Raw genomic sequence first — 25,958 nt, 5'->3', positions numbered from 1 at the left:
ATCAGTCGGCCCTGCACTCACCGAGCCGCTGAGCCAGTTGCGCCACCTCGTCGTGGGGCACGTCGAGGATGCCGCGCGAAACCTCGAAGACGGCGATTCGCTGATCTTCGTAAGGCACACCCGGCAGGACGCCCGCTCTTTCACTCCGTCCGGCCGAACTCCCCTGCTCCCCAGACCCTTTGCAACGAGTCTTTTGCGGACGAAGTCCAAAAAGTCATTGCTAATCAGCAGGTCACAGCCGCGCAAACTAATATATTGCGCGATATATCAGTTCTGGGCAGGCCCGTCGCCCAACACCTCGCTAGACACCTGGGCATGCGCGAGCCGCCGCAAGGCCTTGATGACGGTGTCACCGATGAGCGTGCCGACGACCATCGCCTCAATGACGTCGTCGGGCGACGTGTGCCGGACGACGTACTCGAGGTCGGCCTGCGCGATGATCTTCAACCCCTCGAAGTAGGCGTCGAGGAGGTCGCGGAAGTGGCCGTGCCCGACTGACCGGGCCGAGGACAGGGCGGCCGCGAGCATGTGGGTCACGTTGGACTCGGTGACGTCGATGCACTCGGACTGACCGTGCCTCGCGAAGAACGCCTGGACGTCCGCGATCGCCAGCGGGTCGAGCTCGGCCGCACCCGGCTGGCTGATGGCCTCCTGGACGGAGCCGAGTTTTTTGTGCAGTGACTCGTCGCGGGTGTCGATGGCGGAGAGCACCTCGCGCACGGAGGCGATGGACAGGCCGCCCACGTCGACGAGCGCGCGGACCAGGCGGAGCCGGCGCAGGTGCTCGTCGTCGTAGTGGGCCTGGTTGGGGCTGGTCAGCACGCCGGCGGGCAGCAGTCCCTCGCGCAGGTAGTACTTGATCGTCGGCACCGCGACGCCGCTTCTCTTGGAAAGCTCGCCAACACGCATATGGATAGTGTAGCTTCCGGATAGTAGAGAGTGTCGCTATCCATTCAGGGGGTAAAGAGAGATGCTTCGCACGTGGCACCGCCCGTTAGTCCTCTTCGGCTGGTCGATGGTGCTTCTGATCCCGATCTCGCTCCTCGGGCTGCTGTTCGACGAGCGGATGATGGTCAACTCGCCGATCTGGCTCAAGCCGTTCAAGTTCGCCGTGTCGCTGGCGCTCTACGCCTTCACGCTGGCGTGGCTGCTCACGTACCTGAAGAGGTTCCAGCGCGTCGGCTGGTGGGCCGGCACCGTTCTGGCCGCGGCCGGGGCGCTGGAGATGGTCGTCATCGTCGGCCAGGTCGTGCGCGGCAAGCGCAGTCACTTCAACTTCGAGACCCCGCTCGACGGGGCGTTGTTCTCGATCATGGGCGCGACGATCGTCGTGCTGTGGGTGACGCACGCGATCGTCGCGATCCTGCTGTGGCGCACGAAGATCGAGAACGAGGCCCTGTCGTGGTCGATCCGGCTCGGGCTCGTCATCTCGTTCCTGGGGCTCGGCGTCGGTTTCCTGATGACGCAGCCGAAGCCCGGCCAGGCCCTCGACGGCGGCACTCTCGGCTCGCACACGATCGGCGCGCCCGACGGCGGTGCCTACATGGCGATCACCGGGTGGAGCACCGAGCACGGTGACCTGAGGGTCGGGCACTTCGTGGGCATGCACGCGCTGCAGGTGTTGCCGGTGCTCATCGCGCTTCTGGGCGACCGCGCCAACGCGAAGCTCGCGTGGGTCGCCAGCGGGTCGTTCCTGGGGATCTTCCTGCTCGTGACCTGGCAGGCGTTGCGCGGCCAGGCCCTGCTCCAGCCCGACGGCACGACGTTGCTGGCACTCGCCGGGATCATCGGCGCGACCGCACTCGGCGTGATGTGGGCGCGTGCACCGAAGAAGGAGCTTGTGAACGCATGACCGCCATCCTGTTCGACCTGACGTTCCTGCTGATCGCGCCGTTCTGGGCGCTCATGATCCTGGCCCCGAAGTGGACGTGGACGCGGCGGATCGCCGAGTCCCACTTGATCGTGCTGCCGCCGGTCGTGATCTACGTCGTGCTGATGATCCCCGTGCTGCCGGAGCTGCTGCCGCTGGTCACGAGTCCCGAGATCGGCGCGCTGGCCGAGTTCATGAGCACGCCGACCGGCGCGGCGCTGGTGTGGGCGCACATGCTCGCGTGGGACCTGTTCGTCGGGCGCTGGATGTACCTCGAAGGGCGACGGCTCGACGTCCACCCGCTGGTCATGGCACCCGTTCTGGTGATCACGATCCTGCTGGCGCCCGTCGGGTTGCCGCTGTTCCTGATCGTGCGCAAGGTGTGTGACACAAAGAACAGGGGTGCCGCTGTGGTTACTCACCAGTAACTAGGGTTAGAGTTGGCGTTACCGACCGGTAGGGATGTCGCGCAGCCCCACCGGAGTGGACAGAGTTGTCACCACAAGTGGAGGAGACGCCGTGGCCGCACCAGCAGCGCCGGCACGCGTTCGGAACGTGGTCTTCGTCGACGGCGTCCGCACGCCGTTCGGCAAGGCCGGCCCCAAGGGGATTTTCGCCGAGACCCGTGCAGACGACCTCATCGTGAAGGTCATCCGTGAGCTGCTGCGCAGGCACCCCGAGCTGCCGCCGGAGCGGGTCGACGAGGTCGCCATCGCCGCGACCACGCAGATCGGCGACCAGGGCCTCACGCTCGGCCGCACCGCCGCACTGCTCGCGGGCCTGCCGAAGTCGGTCCCCGGCTACTCGATCGACCGCATGTGCGCGGGCGCGATGACCGCCGTGACCACGGCCGCGAGCGGCATCGCGTTCGGCGCCTACGACGTCGCCATCGCGGGCGGTGTCGAGCACATGGGCCGCCACCCGATGGGCGAGGGCGTCGACCCGAACCCGCGCTTCCTGTCGGACAAGATCGTCGACACCAGCGCGCTCGTGATGGGCCAGACCGCCGAGAACCTGCACGACCGGTTCCCGCACATCACCAAGGACCGCACCGACGCCTACGCGGCCGCTTCCCAGGCCAAGTACGCCGACGCGATCAAGAACGGCAAGATCGGCCCGGAGCTCGTACCCGTCGCGACCCGCTCCGCGGAGAACGGCTGGGGCCTCGCGACGGCCGACGAGCCGCCGCGTCCGGGCACCACGGTCGAGGACCTGGCGAAGCTCAAGACGCCGTTCCGCCCGCACGGCCGGATCACCGCGGGCAACGCGGCCGGTCTGAACGACGGCGCGACCGGCTGCATCCTCGCCGAGGAGGAGACCGCGCGCGAACTCGGCCTTCCCGTCGGCATGCGGATGGTCGGCTACTCCTTCCTGGGCGTCGAGCCCGAGGTCATGGGCATCGGCCCGGTCCCGGCCACCGAGAAGGCTCTCGAGCGCGCCGGTCTGTCCATTGAGGACATCGGCCTGTTCGAGGTCAACGAGGCGTTCGCCATCCAGGTGCTCGCGTTCCTCGACCACTTCGGCATCGCCGACGACGACCCCCGCGTGAACCAGTGGGGCGGCGCGATCGCGACCGGCCACCCGCTCGCTTCTTCTGGCGTGCGCCTCATGACGCAGCTGTCGCGTCAGTTCGCCGAGCGTCCGGACGTGCGCTACGGCCTCACCACCATGTGCATCGGCATCGGCATGGGCGGGACCGTCATCTGGGAGAACCCGAACTGGAGTGGCAAGTGACCATCACCGCTGAGGAAGCAAAGGCGATCTTCCCCGACGAGGTCGTCACCCACGCCAAGACGCGTCTGATCAGCGTGCCCGGCCTCGACAAGCCGGTCGCGTTCATCACGATCGACAACGGCCTGGACCACACCCGCCCGTCGACGTTCGGCCCGCAGTCGCTCGTCTCGCTCGGCGCGGCGTTCGACGAGGCCTACGCCGCCTCGCCCGCCGCGATCGCGGTGACCGGCAAGCCGTTCATCTTCGCCGTCGGCGCGGACCTGACCGCCGTCGAGCAGGCCACGGACCGCTCGCAGGGCGTCACGATCGGTCAGCTGGGCCACGAGGTCTTCAAGAAGTTCACCGACTCGGACATCCCGACCTTCGCCTTCGTCAACGGCGCGGTCATGGGTGGCGGCCTGGAGCTCGCGCTGTCGTGCCACTACCGCACGCTGGCGTCGAACGCGGCCGCGATCGCGCTGCCCGAGGTGTTCCTGGGCCTGTTCCCGGGCTGGGGCGGCACGCAGCTGCTGCCGAACCTGATCGGCGCCAACGACGCCGTGACGGTGATCTTCGAGAACGCGCTGAACCAGAACAAGATGCTCAAGCCGAAGGAAGCTCTCGCGCTGGGCATCGCGGACGTGCTGTTCGACTCCGCCGACTACCTGGAGCAGTCGCTGCTGTGGCTGTCCGGCGTCGTGCGCGGCGAGATCTCCGTGCCCCGCAAGGAGATCGACCGCGGTGACGCGTGGGACGCCGCCGTCGCGCGCGCCAAGGGCATCGTGCACGGCAAGACCAAGGGCGCGGCGCCCGGCGCGTTGAAGGCGCTGGAGCTGCTGGAGCTGGCGCGCGAGAACGACCTGGAGAAGGGCTACGCCGCCGAGACCGAGGGCCTCGCGGACCTCGTCATGAGCGACGAGCTGCGCGCGGGCCTGTACTCGTTCAACCTGGTGCAGAAGCGCGCGAAGCGTCCGGCCGGCGCGCCGGACAAGTCGCTGGCGCGCAAGGTCACCAAGGTCGGTGTCGTCGGCGCGGGCCTGATGGCCTCGCAGATGGCGCTGCTGTTCATCCGCCGCCTGCACGTGCCGGTCGTGCTGACCGACATCGACCAGGCGCGCGTGGACAAGGGCGTCGGCTACGTCCACAGCGAGATCGACAAGCTGGCGGGCAAGAAGCGGATCTCGCCCGACGAGGCGAACCGGCTGAAGGCGCTGGTGTCGGGTTCGCTCGACAAGTCCGCGTTCTCCGACGCCGACTTCGTGATCGAGGCCGTGTTCGAGGACCTCGCCGTGAAGCAGCAGGTGTTCGCCGAGGTCGAGGAGCACGTCTCCGCCGAGGCGATCCTCGCCACGAACACGTCGTCGCTGTCCATCACGGACATGGCGTCGAAGCTCAAGCACCCCGAGCGGGTCGTGGGCTTCCACTTCTTCAACCCGGTCGCGGTCATGCCGCTGCTGGAGATCGTGCGCGCCGAGCAGACCGACGACGCCACGCTCGCGACGGCGTTCTCGATCGGCAAGCAGCTCAAGAAGTCCTCGGTGCTCGTGAAGGACGCGCCCGCGTTCGTCGTGAACCGCCTGCTGACCCGCTTCATGGGCGAGGTCATCAAGTCGGTCGACGAGGGCACGTCGTTCGAGGTCGCCGACAAGGCCACCGAGCCGCTCGGCCTGCCGATGTCGCCGATGATCCTGCTGCAGCTCGTCGGTTCCGCCGTCGCGCTGCACGTGTCGGAGACGATGCACGGCGCGTTCCCGGACCGCTTCGCGGTGTCGGAGAACATGAAGAAGTTCGTCGCCGCCGGCAAGGGCGCGGTCTGGCAGTGGGACTCCACGGGCAAGCAGACCGTCGACCCCGAGGTCCAGGCGCTGTGGGAGTTCGGCGACTCGCCCCTCACCGGTGACGAGGTCAAGACGCGCGCGCTCGAGGCGCTGGCCGAGGAGATCCGGATCATGCTCGACGAGGGCGTGGTCGCGGAGGCGCAGGACATCGACCTGTGCATGCTCCTGGGCGCCGGGTGGCCGTTCTGGCTGGGCGGCATCACGCCGTACCTGGACCGCACCGGCATCTCGGAGAAGGTGACCGGTAAGCGTTTCCTGGCACCGGGTGTGGCCTCCGTGCCCGCCTGATCGCCGCGACGTTCAGGGGCGCCTTCCACCGCTGGTGGAGGGCGCCTCTGTCGTTGGACCGCCAGGAGCGGGGTCCTAGGCCTCCGGTGCCATCTCCGGCTGGTGGAGCTCGGCCGACCCGTCCTCGCGGATGAAGTAGGCGTCAATGTTCGTCGCGCGCAGCGTCACCTCGGAGCCGGCCACCAGTTCCCGGTAGCGCAGCAGGTCGGGCAGGCCGATGGCGACGGTGTCGAACGGGTGCGTCTGGCGCAGCATCAACGACCTGCGCAACGCCTCGCTGAACGCCCAGCGGGGTGCGTCGTCGTCTCCGGGAACTTCTACCAGCGCGCCTTCGAGGTGGCGTTCGAGCGCGGCTCGCACGTGGTCCGCCGTACCCCACGACGCGATGTCCGTGACAGTCATGTGTCACGTATCGGGATGAATCGCGGGATCATTAGCCGTTGGGATGTTTCGATCAGGTCATGTTCTTGCGTCCGGCGATCCTGCTGGACGTCGACGGCCCGCTGAACCCGTACCTGGCGAAGCCGACCCGGCGTCCGGCCGGCTACACCACACATCGAATCCGTCCGTACGGCTTCTTCCGCCCTCTGCGCGTGTGGCTGGACCCGTCACACGGCCCGTGGCTGCTCTCGCTCGCCGCCGCGACCAGTGCGGACCTGGTGTGGGCGACGACCTGGGAGCACGAGGCGAACGAGTTCATCGGGCCGCGCATCGGACTGCCCGAGCTGGAGTGGATCGACTTCGGCGGCCGCGGCTCCGATCATGCCGACGGCCACCACGGCAAGGTTCCGGCGATCACCGAGTGGGCGCGAACGCGTCCGATCGCGTGGCTGGACGACGAGTTCCAGCCACGCGACCAGGAATGGGCGGCGAGCAGGCCGGACACGCTGCTGGTGCCGGTCGACCCGCGCAAGGGCATCGGCGTGGACCACCTGGAACGGGTCCGGGCGTTCCTCACTGGTGCAGAGCGATCTCCGCGAACTCCTGCACCCGCGCGACCGTGATGCCCTCGCGCTGTTCCACGGCGAGCGGGTGAGCGGTGGGCTCGACCTCGACCAACGGCCGCACCCCGACCTCCTGCGTGTGCAGGTTGATCTTGAGGTTGAGCGTCGTGGGCTCGTAACCGGGCAGGATCGTCGACAGCCAGCCGAAGTAAGGCGGCTCGTTCACGCGGGCGGGGTCTTCGAAGACCTCGGTCATGCGCAGGAAGTTCGCCGGCGAGAGCGACACCCACACTCCCCACTCGAAGTCCTCGTCGGCGTCGCGCACCGGCAGGACGATGCGGCCGCGCACGAAGAAGTGCTCGTTCTCGATCACGCACTGCTCCCCGTCGAGGAAGCTGCCCGGCTTCCCGGCGACGTCCGGCGACCAGTACACGGGCGCGACCATCGAGTAACCGGACGGAAGGCCTTCGTGCACCTCGCCGCAGCACGAACAGGTGAACCCCGGAGAGATCATGGCGGGCAGCCTAGAGCTTGCCGGACGGTTGCAGTTCATCTCCGCCACCTACCCTCGCCGCCGTGGCACTCGTCGCGATCACTGCTCTACGGCATGCTCGTGTTCACCGTCGGTCTCAGCCAGTACTTCTTCCACAGCGCTCAGACCTGACGGATCGGCACGACCTCCACGAGCCGCCCGACGTCCTTGAAGTCCTTGACGTTCATCGTCAGCACGGGCAGGCCCGCGACCGCCGCCGTGGCCGCGATCTGCAGGTCCATCCGCCGCGGGCGCGGGCTCCGGCCGGCCCGGCGCACCAGCGAGGCCATCTGCCCGTAGACCTTGGCCTCCTCGACGCCGAACGGCAGCACCTCGAACGTCTGCAGCGCCGCGTAATACCGTTCCGTGCGCGCGAACCGCTCGACCGGGTCCTCGGTGTCGAGCCCGAACGCGAGCTCCGCGATCGTGACGGTGCTCAGGAACGGCTGGGCGTTCACGTACTCGCCCAGATTCGCCCGCTCGAGCCTGATCAGCACACACGTGTCGAGCAGACAGCTCAGCTCTGCCACGGGTCGTCCAGCGGGTCGTCCGCGCCGAACACCTCGTCGGCCGCGCGGCGGTCGGCCTCCCACCGGTCCGCGTCGACCGAGGGCAGCGTGCCGAACAGGACCTGGACATCCCCCAGGGGCGGCCGCGTCACGGCGTCCTCCCGGTACGGCAGGAGCTGGGCGACGGGCTTGTTGTTGCGGGTGACGACGAAGCCCTCACCCGCCTCGACGCGCCGCATGATCTCCGCGTTGTCGTTGCGGAGCTCACGCTGGCCGATGGCTTTGAGCTGCTGCATGCCACCACCGTAGCGCAAAATGCAGAAAAGTGCTACGGAGTAGCTACAGCGGCGCCGGGCTACCCGGACGGGGTGATCAGCATCGGCACGTCGGGCTGGCGCTACCCCGAGTGGCGCGACGGCTTCTACCGCGGCGTCCCTCAGCGGCTGTGGCTCAGTCACCTGGCCGCCCAGATGGACACGATCGAGATCAACAGCTCCTTCTACCGCCTCCAGCCCGCGTCGAACTACCGCAAGTGGGTCGCCGAGACCCCGCCGGACTTCGTCTTCGCCGTCAAGGGCCCAAAGCTGATCACGCACGTCAAACGCCTGCGGCACATCGAGGACCCGCTCAAGACGTTCACCGAGTCGCTCGCGCTGGGCCCGAAGCAGGGACCGGTCCTCTGGCAGCTGCCGCCGTCACTGCGCTTCGACCGCGCGACGATCCAGGACTTCCTCGCCGCACTCCCGCAAGGCCGGCACGCGTTCGAACCGCGCCACGAGTCGTTCCGCACGGACGCCTACTTCGACCTGCTCCACGCGCACAACGTCGCCCACGTCGTGTCGGACGCACCGACGTTCCCGTGCATCGAGGCCGTGACCGCCGACTTCGCCTATCTGCGCCTGCACGGCCACGACGAGCTGTACATCAGCTCCTACGACGACGAACAGCTCGACGAGTGGGCCGGGAAGATCCACGAGTGGAACCGCGACACCTACGTCTACTTCGACAACACGATGCACGGCGCGGCGCCGTACAACGCACAGGAACTCGCCAAGAAACTGCTGCCCGCGACATTTCGATCTTGAAGACCAACGTCTCGATCCGCCCTGCGGACGACTCGGGGATTCTGCGGGAGCTGTTGCACCGCTAGCCTGCTCAGATATGAGAACGATTCGCGTCTTGGCTCCCCTGCTCCTGGCCGCGAGTCTCGTGGCTCCCGTGCAAGCGCACGCGGAGGAGGCGGCCTGGACCGGCCCCCTCAGCACCCGAGGCCGGTGGATCGTCGACGCCCACGGCGACCGCTTCAAGCTCAAGTCCGGCAACTGGCACGGTGCGAGCGGCACCTACACCGGCTCCGGCGACATCAACGACCCCGCCAACCACCATTCCGGCGAGAAGGCCGACCAGGTCCCGCTCGGTCTCGACCGCGCGACCATGGCCACGATCATCAGCGGCTTCAAGGAGATCGGCGTCAACAGCGTCAGGCTGCCGTTCTCCAATCAGATGATCAAAGACACCAACCCGGTCAACGGCCTGAAAGACGCGCAGCTCAACGGAAAGCGGCCGCTGGAGGTCTACGACGCGGTCGTGGCCGAACTGACGCGCAACAACCTCGCCGTCATCCTCAACAACCACACGACGACCTCGCGGTGGTGCTGCGGCGTCGACGGCAACGAGCGGTGGAACACCAGCCAGAGCACCGACCAGTGGATCAACGACTGGGCGTTCGTGGCCGACCGCTACAAGGCGAACAAGCGCGTGGTGGGAGCTGACCTCTACAACGAGGTGCGCCGCAACGTCTGGGACGACCCGAACTGGGGCTGGGGCAACGACCACGACTGGCACAAGGCCTCCCAGCAGGCCGCCGACCGTCTCCAGCAGACAGCGCCCGACCTGCTCGTGATCGTGGAGGGCATCAACTGGACGGGCATCCCCGTCGACGGTTTCGCGCACGGCCGGCCGACGCTGGAGCCGGCGCGCTTCCTCAGCCACACGCTCGCCAACCCCGCCAAGCTCGTCTACTCGGCCCACTTCTACGGCTACACGGGGCCGAACCACAGCGGCGCGACGGGAATCGGCGAGACGACCGATCCTCGTTACCAGGACCTCTCGCCGCAGGAGCACGTCAACGTCCTGCAGCGCCAGGCCTTCTTCATCACCGAGGCGCAGAAGCACTTCACCGCGCCGCTGTGGATCAGCGAGTTCGGCGTCGGCGGCCGGGGCGAGAACAACCCGGTGGCGCGCGACTGGTTCGAGCGGTTCGTGAACCAGTTGATCGCCAACGACACGGACTTCGCCTACTGGCCCCTGGTCGGCTTCCACACCAACCGCGGTGGCAACGGGTGGGCGTTGCTGCACTGGGACGCGGCGGGCAACCGCATGGGCGTCAACGACGGTGACGACTGGCGGGCCGGCGCGTGGAACCGTCTCGTCACCGCGCCGAGCCGCACCGGGCAGGTCCCGCAGGAGACCCGGTGGAACCAGCTCCTCAAGGAGTCCTGCCCGCAGAGTGAAAAGCTCGTCGGCATCAGCCACACCGGTAACCGCGGCCTGTGCGTCAGTGGTCCACAGTGGAGCAGCACGACCAGGGTCACCAACGAGCAGCACGTGACCAACGACTGGGCTTCCGGCTACACGAAGCTCCAGTGCCCGAACAACAACGCGGCCGTCGGCTACTCGAACCTCACACTGGTCTGCACACCGGTCGCCGCTGGATCCACCAGCCGCGTCCTCTGGTTCGACCGCGGCGACAACCGGCCGGACCAGGGCGGCGACTGGGCCAACGGGCACTACAAGGGCCAGTGCGCGCAGGACGAGCACATCGCCGGTGTCGCCTACAACTGGCGCAGGACCCCGGACGCGTTGCTCTGCCGGAAGTGAAGCCCGAAGTGCTCCAGGAGAGCGGCTGCGGGATCTTCGACGTCCGTCGAGGTCTTGTGGCCGTTCTCCGTCCGCACGACCTTCTTGTCCGTCACGGTGATCCGGCCCGCCGGCAACGCGAGCGACGCCATCGGGCCGGCGCGGAAGTGCGATTCCGGCGCGGTCTGGTGCCACCAGCAGGTCGGCACGAACTCGGCGAGGTCACGCGGCCGGCGTTCGAGCCGGTAGCTGGGCTTGCCGTTCATCCGCACCTCCACGTCGTCGCCCGAGTCCACGAGCCGGAACACGCCGAACGGGTCGTGCTGGTCCTCGCGCGAGGTCCAGTCGAGCGGGTGCAGCGTGAACGACCCGAACCCGACGTCGGCGAGCCACTTTCCGTCCACGAGCAGTGCCAGGTGGTCGAACGGCGGCCCGAGCCGCTGGTCCTCGCCCACCGTCCGGGCCGCGAGCAGGTCGACGCTGTGTCCCAAGTGCCGCAACAACTCCGCGAACAACCCGTTGAGCTCGTAGCAGAACCCGCCCCGCCGCTGCGTCACGATCTTGTCGTGGAGCCACGGGATCTCCAGCACGATCCGCGTGTCCATGTGCGTGTAGAGGTTCTCGAACGGGACGGTCAGCAGGTGCCGTTCGTGCAGCTCTGCCAACGACGACGTGCGAGAGGCACCGATGCGCTGTAGGTAGTCGTCCACCGTGCCACGATATCCACATGGGTGAGGTCAGGATCGGCACTTCGGGGTGGGTTTACCCACCTTGGCGCGGCGTGTTCTACCCCAAGGGTGTCACGCAGAAGCGCGAGCTGGCGTACCTGAGCGAGCAGCTCGGCTCGGTGGAGATCAACGGCTCCTTCTACTCGCTGCAACGCCCGTCGAGCTACCGGAAGTGGGCCGCCGACACACCGGACGACTTCGTGTTCTCCGTCAAGGGCAGCCGTTTCATCACGCACATGAAGCGCCTCAAGGACGGCAAGGAGCTCCTCGCGAACTACCTCGCGTCCGGAGTCCTCGCCCTGGGCCCGAAGCTCGGCCCGATCCTCTGGCAGCTCCCGCCCACGTTGCAGTTCGACGCGGATCTGCTCACCGGCTTCTTCGAGGGCCTCCCCCGCACCACCACCGAGGCCGCCGAGGTCGCGAAACTCCACGACCACCGCGTCGACCCGGCCCACACCAGCACGGACGCCGAACGGCCGATGCGCTACGCCCTGGAAGTGCGCCACGACAGCTTCAACACACCGGAGTTCATCGAGCTGCTCCGGCGCCACGACATCGCGCTGGTGGTCGCGGACGCGGCCGGCAAGTACCCGCTGATCGAAGAGGTGACGAGCGACTTCGTCTACGTCCGGCTGCACGGCCACGACGAGCTCTACGTCAGCGGCTACACCGACGAAGGCCTCGACGAGTGGGCCGAGAAGGTCCGCGCCTGGCAGAAGCAGGGCGACGTGTTCGTCTACTTCGACAACGACGCCAAGGCCTACGCCCCGCGCGACGCCATAGCACTTCAAGATCGTCTGGCACGTTGATCCGAACGGACGCACACTCATCCGGACGGAGGTGCGCCCATGTCGACGAAGAGCATCATCGCCGCCCTGGTGATCACTGCGGGTTCGGTTGCCTCCAGTGGGGTCGCCGTAGCGCAGAGTGACAAGACCTGCGACAAGGGGGAGTTCTGCGTGTGGTCGGGTGCCGACTACACGGGAACCGTCCAGCGCCTCGACGTGGAATCGGCGAACCCCGGCGAGTGCATCACGCTCACGGTGACCGGGAAGTCCTTCGCCAACCGCCTGAGCAGGGACGCGACCGTCTACCAGCGCGAGAACTGCTCGACCGAGGCCGAGTTCACCACCTATCCGAAGCACGGCACCTATGTGCCGGACGCCTACTTCGTGATCAGGGGCCTGCAGGTGTGGGGTCCTTAACGACGGCGGCCTACTTTAGTCACCCTATGTAACACCACTCGATCGTGTGAGTACTCGTCAGTAGGTCCCCTTTCGTGCCTAAGTTGCCGCCCTATCGAGTGGTGGCAGCTGGAGGAAATGTGACCGTGGCGGGTGAAGCCGGGTTACTCGAACTGATGGCCGGGAGACTGGCCAAAGACGATCTCACCCCACGTGCGGCAGAACTGGTGCTGGCGGCGTGCCGGGGAGACGCGGCGCTGGAGCGCGCTCTCGCCGGTGTGCCCTCGCGGGATGAGCCTCCGCGACAGCGGACCGACGGCCCCGGCCAGGAGATCTTCGTGTCGGAGATCCGGGTGCGGGGCTTCCGGGGCATCGGCCCCCAGACGCGCCTGCCGCTGGCACCGGGTCCAGGACTGACCGTCGTCACCGGACGCAACGGCTCGGGCAAGTCGAGCTTCGCCGAGGCTGCCGAACTGGCGCTGACCGGCTACAACTCGCGCTGGACCCGAGCACGGCACGACGTGTGGCGGCAGGGCTGGCGCAACCTGCACCAGAGGGACACCGCCGTCGAGCTGGAGCTCTTCCAGAGTGCCCGGACGGACAGGACGACGATCCGAAGACGGTGGGCGCCGGAGGACGAGCTGGCGCAGGGCGAGTGGACGCAGGACGACCAGCCGTTCGACGACAGCAGGTGGCACGAAGCGCTGGAGACCTACCGGCCGTTCCTGCCCTACAGCGAGCTGGGGACCGTTCTCGACGCGCAACCCGAGGACCTCTACGAGGCGATGCACCGCCTCCTGGGCCTGGAAGCGATCACCGAAGCGCAACAGGCGCTCGCCGAGCACCGCAAACGTCTCGCCGAGGTCGTCGCCCGCCCTCACGACCGGCGGGAACGCGTGCGCGCGGAGTTGCTGGCGTCCCAGGACGAACGGGCCCGCCGCGCCGCCGCACTGCTCGGCAGCGACTCCCCCGACCTCGACGCCGTCGCGGACCTCGCGCTCGGCGCGGACGTCGGCACCGGCACGAACCTGCTGCACCAGATCGTGGACGTGACGCTGCCGCCCGACGACGAGGTCGAGCGGGTCCGCGAGACGCTCGACCTGGCGCTCGGCGCGGTCACCGCGGTGGCCACGGCCAACGCGCAGGACTCGTTGCGGTGCAGCGAGATCCTGCGCCTCGCGATCCAGCTGCAGGAGTCGGGCGGCAGCCAGACGTGCCCGGTGTGCGATCTCGGCCGGCTCGACGGGATGTGGCTCGGGAAGGCCAAGGAACGCGCCGAGCACCTCGCGAGGGCCGCCGCCGAACTGCACGAGGCCGCCGACCGCCTGGACGTGGCCGTCGCCGCCACGCGGGCGTTGTGCGTGCCGGTGCCCGAGGTGCTGGCCGAGGTGCAGGACGTGCTCGACACGACGACCGCGCTGCAGGCCTGGCAGGCGTGGGAGGCCTGCGCCTCGATCGACGACCCGGTGCGGCTGCGCCAGGAGTCGTTCGACCGGTACGCGGACCTCGTCCAGGCCGTGGACCAGCTCAAGGCCGTGGCGCGCGACCAGATCGACCGGCGTGACCTGGTGTGGCGGCCGATGGCGATCGCGTTGTTCGAGTGGCATTCGCAGGCGCAGCAAGCGCTTGCGGACGCCGAGGTGCTCGCCGGCGTGACGGAGGCGGAGAACTGGATCCGCAAGACCGCGGCCACGCTGCGGTCCGAGCGGATCGCGCCGTTCGCCAAGGAGTCGCAGCGGATCTGGCAGCGGTTGCGCCAGCAGAGCAACGTCGACCTGGGCGCGGTGCGGCTCGGCGGCACCCGCAACGTCGAGCTGGACGTGTCGGTCGACGGCGTCTCGAACTCGGCGCTCGCGGTGATGAGCCAGGGCGAACTGCACTCGCTGGGGCTCGCGTTGTTCCTGCCGCGCGCGTTGGTGGACGAGAGCCCGTTCCGGTTCGTGATGATCGACGACCCGGTGCAGGCGATGGACCCGACCAAGGTGGACGGTCTCGCGCAGGTGCTCGCCGACGTCGGGCTGACCCGCCAGGTCGTGGTCTTCACGCACGACGAACGGCTGGTGGAGGCGTTGCGGCGGCTGCGGTTGCCGGCGACGGTCTGGGAGGTCTGCCGCGGCGAGGACTCCGTCGTGCAGGTGCGGATGTCCGACGACCCGGTCGGCCGCTGCCTGGCCGACGCCCGCGCGATGCGGGTCGACGAGGACCTGCCGGAGGCGTTGCGGGCCGAACTCGTGGCGTCGTGCTGCCGCACGGCCCTGGAAGCGGCGGCGCACGCCCGGTTCCGCCGCGAACGGCTCGGCCGCGGCGTCCCGCACGCCGAGGTCGAGCGCCTGCTCGAATGCGCGCTGACGACCAGGCAGAAGCTCTCGCTGGCCGTCCTCGACGACCTCACGGAATCCCCGAAGCTGTTGCCACATCTGGAGGAGGTCGTCGGATCGTGGGCGGTGGACTTGCTGCTGGCGTGCCGGGTCGGAGGCGAGAGCGGAGATTTGGACGTTCTGATCCGCGACACCGAGCTGCTCGCGGGGTGGCTGCAGCGATGAGCCTCCCCTCCGATGTCCAGGACCGGCTGACCTGCGTGGCGAACCTGCTGGCGCGCCCCGATCAGCTCGACGGCGTGCGGATCCGTTGCTGTGCCGAGCTGTTGCGCACCGCGGTGGAACGGTCGGTGGCCCGCGCCTGCGGGGCCGGGAACACCGACCAGCCCGTGCACGCGTTGCTGATCAGTCTTCCGTCCCATGTGGACGCCGACGTGGCGCACGACGCCTCCCAGCTGTGGCACGCGCTGAGCCGCGCGATCCGGCACCACGGCTACGAGCTGACCCCGACCGTCGCGGAGCTGACCGGCTGGCACTCCGACACCGCCTCGGTCGCGGCCTCTCTCCGGCCGACCCTGACCCTGTCCGGCAACATCGACCTCACCTGAGGGCATTGGTGAAACTGCTGCTGTTCGCGGACCTGCACCTGGACACGCGCTTTTCCTGCGCGGGCCCGGAGCGGCGTCAAGCGTTGCGTGACACGCTGGGCCACATCGTCGACCTCGCCGAGGAATCCGGCGTGGACGCGATGCTCTGCGCCGGCGACCTGTACGAGCACGACCGCTGCTCCCCTTCGACGGCGGAGTTCCTGCGGTCGTCGTTCGACTGCCCGGTGCCGGTGTTCCTGGCCCCGGGCAACGACGACTGGTACGGGCCGCAGTCGGTCTACCGGCAGGTGGACTGGACGCCGAACGTGCACGTGTTCTCGTCGGAGTCCATGACACCCGTGGAGCTCGCCGACGGCATCACGCTGTGGGGCGCCGCGAACGTCGGACCCGGCCCGGCGCGGGACGTCCTGGACGGGTTCGCGGTGAACCGGAGCGGCGTGAACGTGGCCCTGTGCCACGGTTCCGCACCCGAGGACGTCGCGATCACCGGCCTGGACCACGCGTTCCTCGGGCACGTGCACACCCCGGAGCACGCCGCCGACTACACGTTCCCCGGCAACCCCGATCCGCTGACGCCGGGCGAGACCGGTGAGCGCGGAGCCGTTCTGTGCACGGTGCACGAGGACGGTTCGGTGTCGCGCGAGGTGTTCGACGTGTCGGCGTCGCGGTCGCTCGGCTGGCTCGACGCCGAGAGGACGTTCCCGTTGCTGGACTTCGACACCGTCGCCGCGGAACGGACCGTGCGCGGTCAGTTCGTGCGCGATGTGCTCGCTGATCCCGCTCTCGACGTGGCCCTGCGCGGACGCGTGCTGTCGGCCGGCCTGCGCGCGCTGGAGGAACGATGAGGATCGAATCTATTACAGCGCACGCGTTCGGGCCGTTGCACGACCGCAGCTTGTCGCTGGCGCCCGGTCTCACCGTGGTGTCGGGCGCGAACGAGTCCGCGAAGTCGTCGTGGCACGCGGCGATCCGCGCGGCCTTGTGCGGCGATCCCTCGGCGCGGCACCGTCCGTGGCAGGGCGACTCCTGGCGGGTGGCGGCCACGGTGGCGCTGGAGTCGGGCGAGGTCGTCTCGGTGGACCGCGACCTGAACGCCGACCTGGCGCCGGACGCCGCGCGCTGGGTGGGGCTGGACCGCATGTCGTTCGCCGCGACCGCGTGCGTCGACCAGGCGCAGCTGCTGACCGTGCTGGACGCGGCGGACGGCCTGCAGAACCACCTGCGCCGCGCGGCGGCCACCGCGGGCACGGACGGCACGGTGGAGCAGGCGTTGCAACGGCTGACCGCGCCCGTGGACACGTTGCGCAACGCACGGAACCGCCTGCGCGAAGCCGAAACCGATCTGGCCGCGGCTCGCCGCGAGCACACCCGCTACCTGGAGCTGAGCGCGCAGGCCCGTTCGGCCGCCGCCGCGCGTGCCCGCCTGGCCGTCCAGCAGCACGCGGAGTCGCTCGACTCGATCTCCGCCAGGGTGGCCCGGCTGGCCGAGTTGCAGGAGCGCTTCGGCGACTCGCCGCCGTCCGGACTCGCCGCACAGGAGGAGCTGACCCACCTGGTCAACCGCGCGCTGGCCGCGTGGCGTGCCGCACCGACCCCACGCGTGCTGACGGGCCCGTCCGCGGCGGCGCTGGAAGCGGAACTCGCGGCCCTGCCGGACTTCCCCGTCGGCGAGACCGCGCTGGACGACGAACTCCGCGTCGTGGCCTCGGCCTACGCGACCGCGTCCGCCGTCGCCGCCGCGCACCACGAACGCCGGCCCTCGCCGCCGACGAACGCCGAACCGTCCGTGCTGCGCGGCATCGCCACGCGCCTGGACCCGGCCGCCGGTGCCCGCCTGACCACGGCGTCGGTCGACGTGGACAACGCCCGCCAGTACCAGGACGAGGCAGCCGCCTGCGCGGCCCGCACCCAGGTCGAGGCGGACGTGGCGGCGGCGCACGTGCAGGAGATCGCGGTGCCGAACCCGTTCCTGCGCAACGCTTTGCTGGCGTTGAGCTGTCTCACGAGCCTGGTGGGCCTGCTGCTGTTCCTGACCGGCCAGCAACTGGCCGCCGCCGGCGTCCTCGTCGCCGCGCTGGTAGCCGGGGTCGGCGGCGCGATGTCCCGCGGCAACGCCGATGAACGCGAGACCGCCGTGACCTTCGCCGCCGAACGCGCGGCCGCCGCCACCCAGGCGCGGGGCGTGCTGTTCAGCGCGGACCGCACCATGGCCGAGGCCGAAGGCCAGCGCGCGGTGGCCGCGGAGGCCGCGCGCGTGCACGACGAGGCGGTGGCCGAGTGCGCGTCCCTGGGCGTGCCCGCGGACCGCGAAACGTTGTGGCGCCTGGCCAACCGCGCCGCGTGGGAGGCCGACCACGCCGACCTGCTGTCCGAGGTCGCCCGCACCGAGAAGGCCATCCGCGTGGAACTCGCGGCACGCGGCAAGATCGACCCCGCGATGACCGTGCCCGACCTGCTGGTGGACTACGAGACCGACTGCAAGGTGCGCGCCCGCCAGGCGTCGATGGCGGCCCAGCGCCCCCAGCTGTCCCAGACCCTGGCGGACCGCCGCCTGGCCGAGGCCACCGTCGCCGAGGCGACCGCCGCGCACGACCGAGCCCTGGCTCTGCTGCGCGAAGCCGTCACCGCGATCGGCGGCACCGGCGAGCGCCCGGAGGACCTGCTGCGCGCGATCGCCGAGTGGCAACGAGGCTGGGACCGCCTGCTGCGCGAAGCCGAGGACGAGCAGAAGGCCTGGGCCGAACTGCAAGCTTTGATCGCCGCAGGAACCCTGGACGACCTGGAAGCCACCCGCTCAGCCGCCCAGACCCACCACGCCACCCTGCTGGAAGCGGCCGCCCGCTACGCGGCCTGCGACCCGGTGGACCCGGCTTCGGCCGCCTCCGCGGACTCCCTGGCGGCCACCGTCGCCGAACTGGCCCGCGCCCTGCCGAGCGTCCCGGACGCCGAGGAGGCGGTGCAGGCCGCCAGCGCGTTCCTCACCGAGGTGACCGCCGAGGTGGAGGCCATCGGCCTCGCCTCCCGCTACCTCACCGCGGCCCGCGAGAAGGTGCACAGCACCATCGCCCCGGCCCTGGAGAACACACTCCGGACGTGGCTGCCCTCGGTGACCGAAGGCCGCTACGTGGACGCCGCCGTCGACCCGTCAACACTCACCGTGCGCGTGTGCGCGGCCTCCGAGTCGTGGCACCAGGCCTCACGCCTGTCCCTCGGCACCGCGGAACAGATCTACCTGCTGCTGCGCGTGGCCCTCGCCCAGCACCTCGCCACCGAATCCTGCCCGCTGCTGCTGGACGACGTCACCGTGCAGGCGGACGACGCCCGTACACGTGCCGTGCTGGACCTGCTGCTGCAACTGTCCGCGGACCGGCAGATCGTCCTGTTCGCGCAGGACGCGGCGGTGGCCGAGTGGGCCCAGGAGCGGCTGGGTGAGCGGGACGTGCTGCACCAGCTCACGCCGGTGGCGGCCTGACCGGGAGAAAGGCCGCCGGTGCGGTGCCCTGGACTTGACCTGGGGCACCGCACTCTCACGTCTTGGCCCGGCTGCCGGCCACGAGCCTGGTGATCTGGTCAGCGACGTCGCCCGGGTCCTCGTGTTCCCACACGCGGACGACGAGCCAACCTGCGGACGTGAGCTGGGCATCGGTGTCCCGGTCGCGAACGACCACTCCGTGCAGTTTCACGCGCCACCACTCGCGGTTCGCCTTCGGCAGTTGACCGTGCTCCGGGCACGAGTGCCAGAAGCAACCGTCGACGAACAACGCGATCCGCGGCCCGCGCAGCAGCACGTCGACACGTCTGCGGCGGTTGGTGCCGGGCGGGGCGACGTCGACGAGGTAGCGCAGCCCCCGCCGGTGCAGCGCTCGCCTGACCGCCAGTTCCGGCGCGGTGCCGACGCGGCGAGTGCGGCGCATGACCCTCGAGGTGGCCTCGGAGGTGGCGGGCGGAGCAGGGCCTGCATCGACGTAGCGGTACACGACCAGCAGTTTCCCGGAAATGTCAGACCCCATCGCTACCGTCGGCCCATGACCAACGCCGCCTTCCGCAAGCTCACCCCCACCACCGACGACAGGCTCGCCGACCTGGGCCTGCGCACCGCGGTCCTGGACCGGGCGATCGCCGCCGGCATCGACGCGCGCGCCGCCTCGCCGCCGTTCGGGCCGACCAACGCGCCGGGCCTGCTCGACTGGATCCACCGGGTGGGCACGCTGCGGCAGCTGCTGGCGGCCGAGGGCTGGCAGCGCCTCGACCACTGGAACGCGGGGCTGATCCGGCACCCGTCACGTCCGGTGCTGCTCGGCACGTTGCAGGGCAACCGGGGCACGGGGTCGCTGGAGGCGCCGTTGCGCAGCGATTACGCGAAGGGGCCCGCCCTCGCGGCGATGATGCGGGACAATGACCACGACCAGTTCGCGCTGTTCGAGGGCGCGCGCAGCGAGGGGCTGAAGTTGTGGTTCCTGGTGACGTACCCGCTGCAGCTCGAAGACCGGCTCGTGGTGTTGCGCGAGGTGTCGCAGCCGGAGCCGACGCCGCAGAACCAGGTCATCGAGCGGTGGGCGCACCGGATCACGTTGCCGCCGATGGAGTTCCCGCAGCTCAAGGCTCCCAATGTGGACGGTCCTGAGGAGGTGGACTTCCCGATCGCGCTCCGCCGTTAGAACACCGGCCTGGCGACGTCGACGGCGACGTGCGTCAGTGCGCCGGCACCTGCCAGCAGCACGAGGGTCAGCAGGCCGAGCCGGATCGTCCCGCCGAGGTGCCGCAGCCGGTAGACGGCGGCCAGCGCGAGCAGCGCGCAGGCGATCGGAGGCGCCCACACCCAGTGCGGCCACCGGATGAGGCCGACGACCGCAAGGCCCAGGAACAGCAGGCCGAGCAGCCAGCCGCCGAACCAGGCGTTGCGCGCGATCGAGTCCCGCCACAGGTCATGATCCCTCCGGGCCACGCGCCCGAAACTACGCCGAACAGCAGAGCCGCGCTGATCCGGCCGGCGCACCAGGACCCGCCTGGCAGTCCGCCGCGCCACCAGCGACAATGACCGGATCATGCTCACGCCCTCGCGACTCACGCTCGCCCGCACCCGGCGCGGACTCACCGCGGCCGAGCTGGCGCGGAAGTCGGGCGTGCCGGCGCGGGCCATCGACGAGTACGAGCGAGGTCAGCGCAGGCCCAAGGCCGCCGCGGTCGAGTCGCTGGCGGGTGCGCTCGGTTTCCCGGCCGAGTTCTTGACGGCGCCGGAGCCTCCGCGGCCGCAGAACGCGCCGCACGACGCGCAGGCGACGGCGGCGGCGCAGCTCGCGATCGAGTTCAACGGATGGCTGGACCGGCTGTTCGTGCTCCCCCAGCCCGACCTGCCGCCGCCGCGCACCTCGCCGCAGGGCACGCGCGACGCGTGGCGGCTCGCCACCGGGCCGGCGCCCAACATGGTGCAGCTGCTGGAGTCCCACGGTGTGCGGGTGTTCTCGCTGCCGGTCGACTGCGCCGGGCAAGCGGCTTTTTCCTGCTGGCACAACGGAACACCGTTCGTCTTCCTCACGCCGTCGGCGACGCCGGAGCAGGCCCGGTTCGACACGGCGGTCCAGCTCGCCGTGCTCCTCGGGCACGACGAACCGCACGAGTTCGCCGCCGAGTTCCTGATGCCCCAGCGACAACTGCCCGGCACCGACCACCGGCACTGGCACGTGGACAGGGAGCAGTTCACGAAGTGGGCGAACGTCCACAGCCTCGTGCCGGGCGGTATGACGCGCCGGGAGACCTCGAAGCTGCTCACGAAGGTGTTCCGGGTTCTCCGCGAGAACGGCACGACACCGTCGCACGTGGCCAAAGAACTGAACCTGGGCCTGGAAGAACTGAACGGACTGGTGTTCGGGCTCGTGCTGACCGCACTACCGGGTGGCGGAGAACCAGGGCCGAGAGGACGCGCACGCCTTACCCTGGTCCACTGATCAGACCTGGGGGCCTGCACATGATGTTCTTGCGGTATCTCGTTGCCGTGCCGTTGATCCTGCTCAGCTACGCCGCGTGCCGTTCGGATACCTGACGCTGTCGTCGTACCTGTTCCAGCGATCACTGCCCGGCAGGCGGGAGGAGTTCGACTTCGCGGCCGAGTTCGCGGAGAAGTTCACCGACCTCAACGGGTTCTGGCCCGTCCCGGTGGCGCTGCTGCTCTTCGTGGTGCTCTGGTGGATGACGGCGGCGTGGACGCGCATCGCGTTGCTGCCATCGGCGCCGGTCGCCTTCGTCGGCCTGCTCGCCGGGACGAGCTGGGAGAAGTCCGTGCTGTCCGTGGCGACGCCGTTGGTCGCATGGGGGCTCGCGTGGCTCGCGGCGAAGGTCGTGTCGTGGCCGGTCACCGGTGACGTGCGGCGCTCGGCCGTCGAGGTCCTCGTCGGACTGCGTGGCGGGGGCCGGCTGCGAGTGCAGTCGCGCAGGTTGCTGCTCGACAAGCTGCCGCCGCCGCGGCACAAGGAGGCACCGGTCGGTCGGGTCGCGATCCGGTTCGACCGGATCGGTCACGTCGAGGCCGGCTTCGTGCACTCGCCCGCGCAGTGGCGGTTCGGCAACACGAGCGAGCTCACGATCACGCCGGGGCCGGTGCTGCGGATCATCGGCGGCGGGCAGCAGTGGCTGCTGCCGGTCGACGACGTCGAGACGGTGACGCGGCTGGTCCTGGCACGGGCGAAGGTGCGCGCGAAGGCAGATCCGCGGCCGCCCCTGGAGAGCCCGCGGTGGGCGAACGCCAAGAAGCTGTGGGGCCTGAGCCGCTCGCCGCCGATGCAGCCGAACCAGCAGAAGGTGAAGCACGGCATGCATCACGTAATGCTCGTGCTCAGTGTCCTCACGGCGGCGATGGCCGGCTATGCGGTGTTCCGGGCGTTCACCGGCAGCTGGAGCTTCGTCTTCGGGGCTCTCATCTTCGGCGGCGTCTCCTACGGAGTCGCTCGCGGATGGGCTTCCATCGGTGCCGCACTGAAGCTCGCCGAAGAAAATCCTCACTCACCGTTGGCGGACGATCCCGATCCGCGATAGAGCCCGGTCACTGGCTGGAGCGCTCAGCCCGTCGTACTAGGCCAAACGAGCGATTTGTGAAACGCATCGCCCGGCTTCCCCGACACTGAGAGTGACGGGAAGCCTAGTCGTGAGGATGCCCCATGACGATGCAGCAACGCACAGAACCCTCGCCTGCCGCCGTTTTGATCGCCGTAGCCGTGCTCGCGCTGGTTCTGACCGTTGCTTTCGGCCCTGTGGGGTTCGTCATCGGTCTCGCGCTGTTCGCGTTGATGTTCATCGGTACGAAGAACAAGCCGGCCGACCAGATCGTGCCGGCGCGCACCCGTTCACGCCTTCGCCGCCTGTCGACAGCCGGCCGGATCGCGGTCGTCGGCGAAGCACATCACCAGGACGCCATCGCCGAGGTGGTCAGGCTCTCGGCGCCCGATCCCAGGGACGACACGTCGGCCCTGGCGACCGCGGTGCTCATCCCGGAGGCCGCCGGCCGCCACGAGCGCGCGGTGCGGGTCGACCTGCTGCGCGGCGACGGCACCGCCGTCACCGCCGGCTACCTGCGCAGAGAGCAGGCCGCCGAATACCAGCCGCTTCTGCTCGACCTGGCCGAACGCGGCGAGGTCGGCTCGTGCCCGGCCCGCATCCTCGGAGGCGGCCAGCGCTACGGCGTGCACCTGCATCTCGGTGCCCCGCGCCTGCTGCTGCTCGATCACGAGGCACTCGGCACCGCGCCGACGTTGCCGGCTGAACAGCAGGTCGCCGTCGTGGGCGAGGACGCCCACCAGTACGTGCTGCACCGCGTGGTGAACGGCCGCACTCCCGTGCACGTCATCGCCGAACTCCGCGACTGCAGGATCGTGAAGGGGTCTCACACCGGTGAACACACGCTCGAGGTCCTCCTCGAAGGCGAGTGCATCGGCCAACTCACCTATGCGATGGGCCTTCGCTACTGCGACATGACGCAGGAGTGGCGAGCCCGCACCGGACGCGCGCTCTGCGAAGCCGTCATCACCAACGAGGGCACGCGTGGTCTTCAGGCGAACTTGCTGCTGCCCAAGTAGTCGGCGAACGTCCGCGGCTCACGGCCGAGAACACGCTGCACACCGTCGGACAGGTGCGCCTCTTCTCCCGTGCGGATGCGCACGAGCAGCATCGTGACGAGGTCCGCGATCTCGTCCGGGTAGCCGAGCCCGCGCATCCCTGCCGCGAACTCCTCCGGCGCGATGTCCGCGTACAGCACCGGGCTTCCGGTCACCGCGACGATCCGCGCCAGCACCTCGGCGAACGACAACGCCTCTGGTCCGCTGAGATCGTAGGTCTCGCCGTGGTGACCGGGCTGGGTCAGTGCGGCGACCGCGACCTCGGCGATGTCCACCACGTCGATGAACGGGTGGACGCCCTGACCGGCGGGCACCGCGAGCTCACCCTGCTGGACGGGCCCGGCGAAGATGTCCTCGTCGAAGTTCTGCATGAACCAGGTGGGCCGCAGGATCGTCCACTCCGCACCAGACTCCTTGATCGCCGACTCGAACGGGTCGTCGTCGGGAGCACCGCGCATCGACAGCAGCACGAGCCGGGTGACGCCGGCCTTCACCGCGACGCGCACGAAGTCGTTCAGCAGCAAGGGGTTCTCCGGCGGTACGACATAGACGGCGGTCGTGCCCGCGAGGGCAGGCTCCCACGTGTCCGGGGCGGACCAGTCGAACCTCGTCGACGCGGACCGCGATGCCGGACGTGCGGCGGGGCCGAGGAGGTCGGTGACGCGGCGGCCGGTCTTACCGGTGGCACCCAGTACGAGGACAGACGAGGCGTTGATTCCGCTCAATGTTGACATGACTGGAGTCAATCAACGTTGACCCGGACGATCCATGCTTGATCAGCCGCCATCCTTGCTCGTTCGTCCACGTGGTAGTTAGTGGAGCATGAGTCAGCGTGATCTCGTGGACCTGAGGGACGCCCTGCGTGCGTTCGCCGCTGCCCGCGACTGGGACAGCTACCACACGCCCAAGAACCTGGTGATGGCCTTGTCCGCGGAGGTCGGCGAGCTCACCGACCTCTTCCAGTGGCTGACGCCGGAAGAGGCCCGGGACGCGATGAAAGACCCGGAACTCGCCTGGAACGTCCGCGACGAGCTCGCGGACGTGATGCACTACCTGACCAGGCTGGCGGACAAGCTCGGTGTCGACCTCGTCGAGGCCGCGTTCGCCAAGATCGACCGCAATGAACAGCGGTTCCCGACCGGGAGCCTGATTCCCGTGCCAGTCGAGAAGGGTGAGCAGTGAGTCTCCAGAACGTGCACGTCCTGCATGTGCACCAGAAGGTCACGTTCATGGTCAACCGGTACGAGGTGTTCGTCGACGACAACGGCGCACCGGGCCAGCTGGTCGGCTTCGCCGAGCAGAAGAGGCTCAAGATCAAGGAACGGGTCACGATCTACACCGACTCGTCGAAGAACCAGGTGCTGTTCGAGTTCAACGCGCGCAAGGTGCTCGACCTGGGCGGCGGCTACGACGTGACGGACGGGCAGAACAGGTCGATCGGGTTGTTCCGCAAGAACTTCGCCAAGTCGCTGCTGCGGTCCACCTGGCACCTGGAGCAGCACGGCTGGGGTCAGGCGACGGGCGCGGAGCGGAACAAGTTCCTCGCGGGCTTTCGCCGGCTGTGGCAGTGGATCCCGGTGATCGGAGATGCGCCGTTCCCCATGCGGTATCACTTCGACTTCGTCAAGGAGAACGGCGCGCCCGTGTTCAGCGTCGACAAGAAGACCTGGCTTCGGGACCACTACGTGGTCTCGATCCAGGATCCTGGCGTCGACCGCCGGCTCGTGATCGCACAGGCCGTGGCGCTCGACGCGCTGCAGTCCCGCTAGGACTAGAGGTAAGTCAGCAGGAGGAGGATCAGGCACACCAGCAGCACGACGCCGAACACTGCGGGCAGGATCGACTGCGATGACGGCGCGGGCTCGCGGGCGTGCCTGCCCCGCCTCCTGCGCGCTCGCCACCGCAAAGGTGCCTCCCCTGCCCACTGCTCGTTCATGACGATCACGGTAGGGAGGAACAACCCGCGCTTGACTCACGTCACCCGCTCGCCGGGGTCGCATCACCCGGACAGCCGCTCAATGAACACAGCGCCACATGTTCGAAGACATGAAAAAGCCCTGCGGGGAGCGCTTGTGGCGCTCAACCCGCAGGGCAAATTAAGTTCGGCGGCGACCTACTCTCCCACACCGTAACCAGTGCAGTACCATCGGCGCAGAAGGGCTTAACTACCGGGTTCGGAATGGGACCGGGTGTTTCCCCAACGCTATGACCACCGAAACACTATGAAATTACAACCTGAACCCCGAGACCAGCAGAAACCCTGCCGGCGGGCTCGATCGGTCCTGGTTGTTCTTCCAGAACCGCACAGTGGATGCGTAGCGTCTTTGTAACAAGTCCTCGGCCTATTAGTACCAGTCAGCTCCAACCGTTACCGGTCTTCCACCTCTGGCCTATCAACCCAGTGGTCTAGCTGGGGGCCTTAACTCACGAAGAGTGGGATACCTCATCTTGGAACGAGCTTC

Annotated in this window: 29 protein-coding genes and 2 rRNA genes; 19 read left to right on the top strand and 12 right to left on the bottom strand. The window is 69.0% G+C overall.

Features of this window, described 5'->3' with window-relative positions; translation table 11 throughout:
- Positions 1-267 precede the first annotated feature (267 nt).
- Positions 268-909, bottom strand: a complete 642-nt coding sequence (locus AB0M48_RS10390) for a MerR family transcriptional regulator (RefSeq protein ID WP_363838485.1) — start codon at positions 907-909, stop codon at positions 268-270.
- 106 nt (positions 910-1,015) lie between these two features.
- Between AB0M48_RS10390 and AB0M48_RS10385 the strand changes: the two genes are divergently transcribed.
- The 4 genes from AB0M48_RS10385 (at position 1,016) to AB0M48_RS10370 (ending at position 5,709) form a co-directional block, all read left to right on the top strand.
- Positions 1,016-1,852 (top strand): hypothetical protein, encoded by an 837-nt coding sequence (locus tag AB0M48_RS10385; RefSeq protein WP_363838482.1) that lies wholly within the window; start codon positions 1,016-1,018, stop codon positions 1,850-1,852.
- Positions 1,849-2,298, top strand: coding sequence for an ABA4-like family protein (locus tag AB0M48_RS10380; RefSeq protein WP_363838479.1), 450 nt, complete (start codon positions 1,849-1,851; stop codon positions 2,296-2,298). The genes AB0M48_RS10385 and AB0M48_RS10380 overlap by 4 nt, the downstream gene beginning before the upstream one ends.
- A 91-nt stretch (positions 2,299-2,389) precedes the next feature.
- Positions 2,390-3,604 (top strand): thiolase family protein, encoded by a 1,215-nt coding sequence (locus AB0M48_RS10375; RefSeq protein ID WP_363838475.1) that lies wholly within the window; start codon positions 2,390-2,392, stop codon positions 3,602-3,604.
- Positions 3,601-5,709 (top strand): 3-hydroxyacyl-CoA dehydrogenase NAD-binding domain-containing protein, encoded by a 2,109-nt coding sequence (locus tag AB0M48_RS10370; RefSeq protein WP_363838472.1) that lies wholly within the window; start codon positions 3,601-3,603, stop codon positions 5,707-5,709. Before AB0M48_RS10375 ends, AB0M48_RS10370 begins: the two co-directional genes overlap by 4 nt.
- A 75-nt stretch (positions 5,710-5,784) precedes the next feature.
- On the opposite strand, the gene AB0M48_RS10365 is transcribed toward AB0M48_RS10370, so the two are convergent.
- Entirely contained in the window at positions 5,785-6,111 is a 327-nt protein-coding gene (locus tag AB0M48_RS10365; protein ID WP_363838469.1) for a hypothetical protein, read from the bottom strand.
- A 59-nt stretch (positions 6,112-6,170) separates the two neighbouring features.
- On the opposite strand from AB0M48_RS10365, the gene AB0M48_RS10360 reads away from it, so the two are divergent.
- Positions 6,171-6,713: an HAD domain-containing protein gene (locus tag AB0M48_RS10360; RefSeq protein ID WP_363838465.1), complete on the top strand. Its 543-nt coding sequence runs from the start codon at positions 6,171-6,173 to the stop codon at positions 6,711-6,713.
- On the opposite strand, the gene AB0M48_RS10355 is transcribed toward AB0M48_RS10360, so the two are convergent.
- The 3 genes from AB0M48_RS10355 to AB0M48_RS10345 form a co-directional block, all read right to left on the bottom strand.
- Positions 6,664-7,167: a DUF2199 domain-containing protein gene (locus AB0M48_RS10355; RefSeq protein ID WP_363838460.1), complete on the bottom strand. Its 504-nt coding sequence runs from the start codon at positions 7,165-7,167 to the stop codon at positions 6,664-6,666. The two genes, AB0M48_RS10360 and AB0M48_RS10355, sit on opposite strands and share 50 nt — an antisense overlap.
- Before the next feature lie 140 nt (positions 7,168-7,307).
- Positions 7,308-7,715, bottom strand: coding sequence for a type II toxin-antitoxin system VapC family toxin (locus AB0M48_RS10350; protein WP_363838455.1), 408 nt, complete (start codon positions 7,713-7,715; stop codon positions 7,308-7,310).
- Entirely contained in the window at positions 7,703-7,990 is a 288-nt protein-coding gene (locus AB0M48_RS10345; RefSeq protein ID WP_363838452.1) for a type II toxin-antitoxin system prevent-host-death family antitoxin, read from the bottom strand. Before AB0M48_RS10345 ends, AB0M48_RS10350 begins: the two co-directional genes overlap by 13 nt.
- A gap of 72 nt (positions 7,991-8,062) precedes the next feature.
- Between AB0M48_RS10345 and AB0M48_RS10340 the strand changes: the two genes are divergently transcribed.
- A complete protein-coding gene (locus tag AB0M48_RS10340) occupies positions 8,063-8,779 on the top strand; it encodes a DUF72 domain-containing protein (protein ID WP_363838448.1) in 717 nt (238 codons plus the stop codon).
- Between the two features lie 94 nt (positions 8,780-8,873).
- The gene (locus tag AB0M48_RS10335; RefSeq protein ID WP_363838444.1) at positions 8,874-10,574 is read left to right on the top strand and encodes a cellulase family glycosylhydrolase; all 1,701 of its coding nucleotides are present in this window, start codon (positions 8,874-8,876) and stop codon (positions 10,572-10,574) included.
- On the opposite strand, the gene AB0M48_RS10330 is transcribed toward AB0M48_RS10335, so the two are convergent.
- Positions 10,529-11,263 carry an arylamine N-acetyltransferase gene (locus AB0M48_RS10330; protein WP_363838441.1) on the bottom strand — a complete coding sequence of 245 codons (735 nt, stop codon included), beginning with the start codon at positions 11,261-11,263 and terminating at the stop codon, positions 10,529-10,531. The genes AB0M48_RS10335 and AB0M48_RS10330 overlap by 46 nt on opposite strands.
- A 17-nt stretch (positions 11,264-11,280) precedes the next feature.
- Here AB0M48_RS10330 and AB0M48_RS10325 point away from each other — a divergent pair, with 17 nt between their 5' ends.
- From AB0M48_RS10325 to AB0M48_RS10300, 6 genes are all read left to right on the top strand, one after another.
- Positions 11,281-12,090, top strand: coding sequence for a DUF72 domain-containing protein (locus AB0M48_RS10325; protein ID WP_363838437.1), 810 nt, complete (start codon positions 11,281-11,283; stop codon positions 12,088-12,090).
- Between the two features lie 39 nt (positions 12,091-12,129).
- Entirely contained in the window at positions 12,130-12,486 is a 357-nt protein-coding gene (locus tag AB0M48_RS10320) for a peptidase inhibitor family I36 protein (RefSeq protein ID WP_363838434.1), read from the top strand.
- A 155-nt stretch (positions 12,487-12,641) separates the two neighbouring features.
- On the top strand, positions 12,642-15,008 hold the full coding sequence (locus tag AB0M48_RS10315) for an AAA family ATPase (protein WP_363838431.1): 2,367 nt from the start codon (positions 12,642-12,644) through the stop codon (positions 15,006-15,008).
- Positions 15,005-15,391, top strand: coding sequence for a hypothetical protein (locus AB0M48_RS10310; RefSeq protein WP_363838428.1), 387 nt, complete (start codon positions 15,005-15,007; stop codon positions 15,389-15,391). The genes AB0M48_RS10315 and AB0M48_RS10310 overlap by 4 nt, the downstream gene beginning before the upstream one ends.
- 8 nt (positions 15,392-15,399) lie before the next feature.
- Positions 15,400-16,236, top strand: coding sequence for a metallophosphoesterase (locus AB0M48_RS10305; RefSeq protein WP_363838424.1), 837 nt, complete (start codon positions 15,400-15,402; stop codon positions 16,234-16,236).
- Positions 16,233-18,863, top strand: a complete 2,631-nt coding sequence (locus tag AB0M48_RS10300; protein ID WP_363838421.1) for an AAA family ATPase — start codon at positions 16,233-16,235, stop codon at positions 18,861-18,863. Before AB0M48_RS10305 ends, AB0M48_RS10300 begins: the two co-directional genes overlap by 4 nt.
- Before the next feature lie 55 nt (positions 18,864-18,918).
- Here AB0M48_RS10300 and AB0M48_RS10295 read toward each other — a convergent pair whose 3' ends face one another.
- Positions 18,919-19,401, bottom strand: coding sequence for a very short patch repair endonuclease (locus AB0M48_RS10295; RefSeq protein ID WP_363838418.1), 483 nt, complete (start codon positions 19,399-19,401; stop codon positions 18,919-18,921).
- Positions 19,402-19,416: 15 nt separating this feature from the next.
- On the opposite strand from AB0M48_RS10295, the gene AB0M48_RS10290 reads away from it, so the two are divergent.
- Positions 19,417-20,049 carry a hypothetical protein gene (locus AB0M48_RS10290; protein WP_363838415.1) on the top strand — a complete coding sequence of 211 codons (633 nt, stop codon included), beginning with the start codon at positions 19,417-19,419 and terminating at the stop codon, positions 20,047-20,049.
- On the opposite strand, the gene AB0M48_RS10285 is transcribed toward AB0M48_RS10290, so the two are convergent.
- Positions 20,046-20,336, bottom strand: a complete 291-nt coding sequence (locus AB0M48_RS10285; protein ID WP_363838412.1) for a hypothetical protein — start codon at positions 20,334-20,336, stop codon at positions 20,046-20,048. The genes AB0M48_RS10290 and AB0M48_RS10285 overlap by 4 nt on opposite strands.
- Before the next feature lie 100 nt (positions 20,337-20,436).
- On the opposite strand from AB0M48_RS10285, the gene AB0M48_RS10280 reads away from it, so the two are divergent.
- From AB0M48_RS10280 to AB0M48_RS10270, 3 genes are all read left to right on the top strand, one after another.
- Positions 20,437-21,336 carry a helix-turn-helix domain-containing protein gene (locus AB0M48_RS10280; RefSeq protein WP_363838409.1) on the top strand — a complete coding sequence of 300 codons (900 nt, stop codon included), beginning with the start codon at positions 20,437-20,439 and terminating at the stop codon, positions 21,334-21,336.
- A gap of 76 nt (positions 21,337-21,412) precedes the next feature.
- The gene (locus tag AB0M48_RS10275) at positions 21,413-22,420 is read left to right on the top strand and encodes a hypothetical protein (RefSeq protein ID WP_363838406.1); all 1,008 of its coding nucleotides are present in this window, start codon (positions 21,413-21,415) and stop codon (positions 22,418-22,420) included.
- Positions 22,421-22,542: 122 nt separating this feature from the next.
- A complete protein-coding gene (locus AB0M48_RS10270; RefSeq protein WP_363838402.1) occupies positions 22,543-23,457 on the top strand; it encodes a hypothetical protein in 915 nt (304 codons plus the stop codon).
- On the opposite strand, the gene AB0M48_RS10265 is transcribed toward AB0M48_RS10270, so the two are convergent.
- Positions 23,430-24,230 carry an NAD(P)H-binding protein gene (locus AB0M48_RS10265; protein ID WP_363838398.1) on the bottom strand — a complete coding sequence of 267 codons (801 nt, stop codon included), beginning with the start codon at positions 24,228-24,230 and terminating at the stop codon, positions 23,430-23,432. The two genes, AB0M48_RS10270 and AB0M48_RS10265, sit on opposite strands and share 28 nt — an antisense overlap.
- 88 nt (positions 24,231-24,318) lie before the next feature.
- Here AB0M48_RS10265 and AB0M48_RS10260 point away from each other — a divergent pair, with 88 nt between their 5' ends.
- Both AB0M48_RS10260 and AB0M48_RS10255 read left to right on the top strand, forming a co-directional pair.
- The gene (locus AB0M48_RS10260) at positions 24,319-24,678 is read left to right on the top strand and encodes a nucleotide pyrophosphohydrolase (RefSeq protein WP_363838395.1); all 360 of its coding nucleotides are present in this window, start codon (positions 24,319-24,321) and stop codon (positions 24,676-24,678) included.
- A complete protein-coding gene (locus AB0M48_RS10255; RefSeq protein ID WP_363838392.1) occupies positions 24,675-25,265 on the top strand; it encodes a hypothetical protein in 591 nt (196 codons plus the stop codon). Before AB0M48_RS10260 ends, AB0M48_RS10255 begins: the two co-directional genes overlap by 4 nt.
- Before the next feature lie 2 nt (positions 25,266-25,267).
- Here the strand turns inward: AB0M48_RS10255 and AB0M48_RS10250 are convergent, their stop codons facing one another.
- The 3 genes from AB0M48_RS10250 to AB0M48_RS10240 form a co-directional block, all read right to left on the bottom strand.
- Positions 25,268-25,432: a hypothetical protein gene (locus AB0M48_RS10250; RefSeq protein ID WP_319988587.1), complete on the bottom strand. Its 165-nt coding sequence runs from the start codon at positions 25,430-25,432 to the stop codon at positions 25,268-25,270.
- A gap of 164 nt (positions 25,433-25,596) precedes the next feature.
- Positions 25,597-25,713, bottom strand: a 5S ribosomal RNA gene (gene rrf / locus AB0M48_RS10245).
- 108 nt (positions 25,714-25,821) lie between these two features.
- Positions 25,822-25,958: ribosomal RNA gene (locus AB0M48_RS10240) — 23S ribosomal RNA — on the bottom strand; the annotation flags it as partial.

The organism is Lentzea sp. NPDC051208 (assembly GCF_040682435.1).
In the GTDB taxonomy this organism is placed as follows: Bacteria; Actinomycetota; Actinomycetes; order Mycobacteriales; family Pseudonocardiaceae; genus Lentzea; species Lentzea kristufekii.
Note: the sequence above shows the minus strand (reverse complement) of the source record. Positions and strands in the feature narration are given on the sequence as shown.

Bases quoted from the DNA above. Each gene is read 5' to 3' on its own strand.
- AB0M48_RS10355 (WP_363838460.1), bottom strand. From the start codon at position 7,167: ATGATCTCTCCGGGGTTCACCTGTTCGTGCTGCGGCGAGGTGCACGAA.
- AB0M48_RS10365 (WP_363838469.1), bottom strand. From the start codon at position 6,111: ATGACTGTCACGGACATCGCGTCGTGGGGTACGGCGGACCACGTGCGA.
- AB0M48_RS10320 (WP_363838434.1), top strand. From the start codon at position 12,130: ATGTCGACGAAGAGCATCATCGCCGCCCTGGTGATCACTGCGGGTTCG.
- AB0M48_RS10270 (WP_363838402.1), top strand. From the start codon at position 22,543: ATGACGATGCAGCAACGCACAGAACCCTCGCCTGCCGCCGTTTTGATC.
- AB0M48_RS10280 (WP_363838409.1), top strand. From the start codon at position 20,437: ATGCTCACGCCCTCGCGACTCACGCTCGCCCGCACCCGGCGCGGACTC.
- AB0M48_RS10345 (WP_363838452.1), bottom strand. From the start codon at position 7,990: ATGCAGCAGCTCAAAGCCATCGGCCAGCGTGAGCTCCGCAACGACAAC.
- AB0M48_RS10295 (WP_363838418.1), bottom strand. From the start codon at position 19,401: ATGGGGTCTGACATTTCCGGGAAACTGCTGGTCGTGTACCGCTACGTC.
- AB0M48_RS10250 (WP_319988587.1), bottom strand. From the start codon at position 25,432: ATGAACGAGCAGTGGGCAGGGGAGGCACCTTTGCGGTGGCGAGCGCGC.
- AB0M48_RS10390 (WP_363838485.1), bottom strand. From the start codon at position 909: ATGCGTGTTGGCGAGCTTTCCAAGAGAAGCGGCGTCGCGGTGCCGACG.
- AB0M48_RS10265 (WP_363838398.1), bottom strand. From the start codon at position 24,230: ATGTCAACATTGAGCGGAATCAACGCCTCGTCTGTCCTCGTACTGGGT.
- AB0M48_RS10300 (WP_363838421.1), top strand. From the start codon at position 16,233: ATGAGGATCGAATCTATTACAGCGCACGCGTTCGGGCCGTTGCACGAC.
- AB0M48_RS10315 (WP_363838431.1), top strand. From the start codon at position 12,642: ATGGCCGGGAGACTGGCCAAAGACGATCTCACCCCACGTGCGGCAGAA.
- AB0M48_RS10310 (WP_363838428.1), top strand. From the start codon at position 15,005: ATGAGCCTCCCCTCCGATGTCCAGGACCGGCTGACCTGCGTGGCGAAC.
- AB0M48_RS10385 (WP_363838482.1), top strand. From the start codon at position 1,016: ATGGTGCTTCTGATCCCGATCTCGCTCCTCGGGCTGCTGTTCGACGAG.
- AB0M48_RS10380 (WP_363838479.1), top strand. From the start codon at position 1,849: ATGACCGCCATCCTGTTCGACCTGACGTTCCTGCTGATCGCGCCGTTC.
- AB0M48_RS10290 (WP_363838415.1), top strand. From the start codon at position 19,417: ATGACCAACGCCGCCTTCCGCAAGCTCACCCCCACCACCGACGACAGG.
- AB0M48_RS10325 (WP_363838437.1), top strand. From the start codon at position 11,281: ATGGGTGAGGTCAGGATCGGCACTTCGGGGTGGGTTTACCCACCTTGG.
- AB0M48_RS10260 (WP_363838395.1), top strand. From the start codon at position 24,319: ATGAGTCAGCGTGATCTCGTGGACCTGAGGGACGCCCTGCGTGCGTTC.
- AB0M48_RS10360 (WP_363838465.1), top strand. From the start codon at position 6,171: ATGTTCTTGCGTCCGGCGATCCTGCTGGACGTCGACGGCCCGCTGAAC.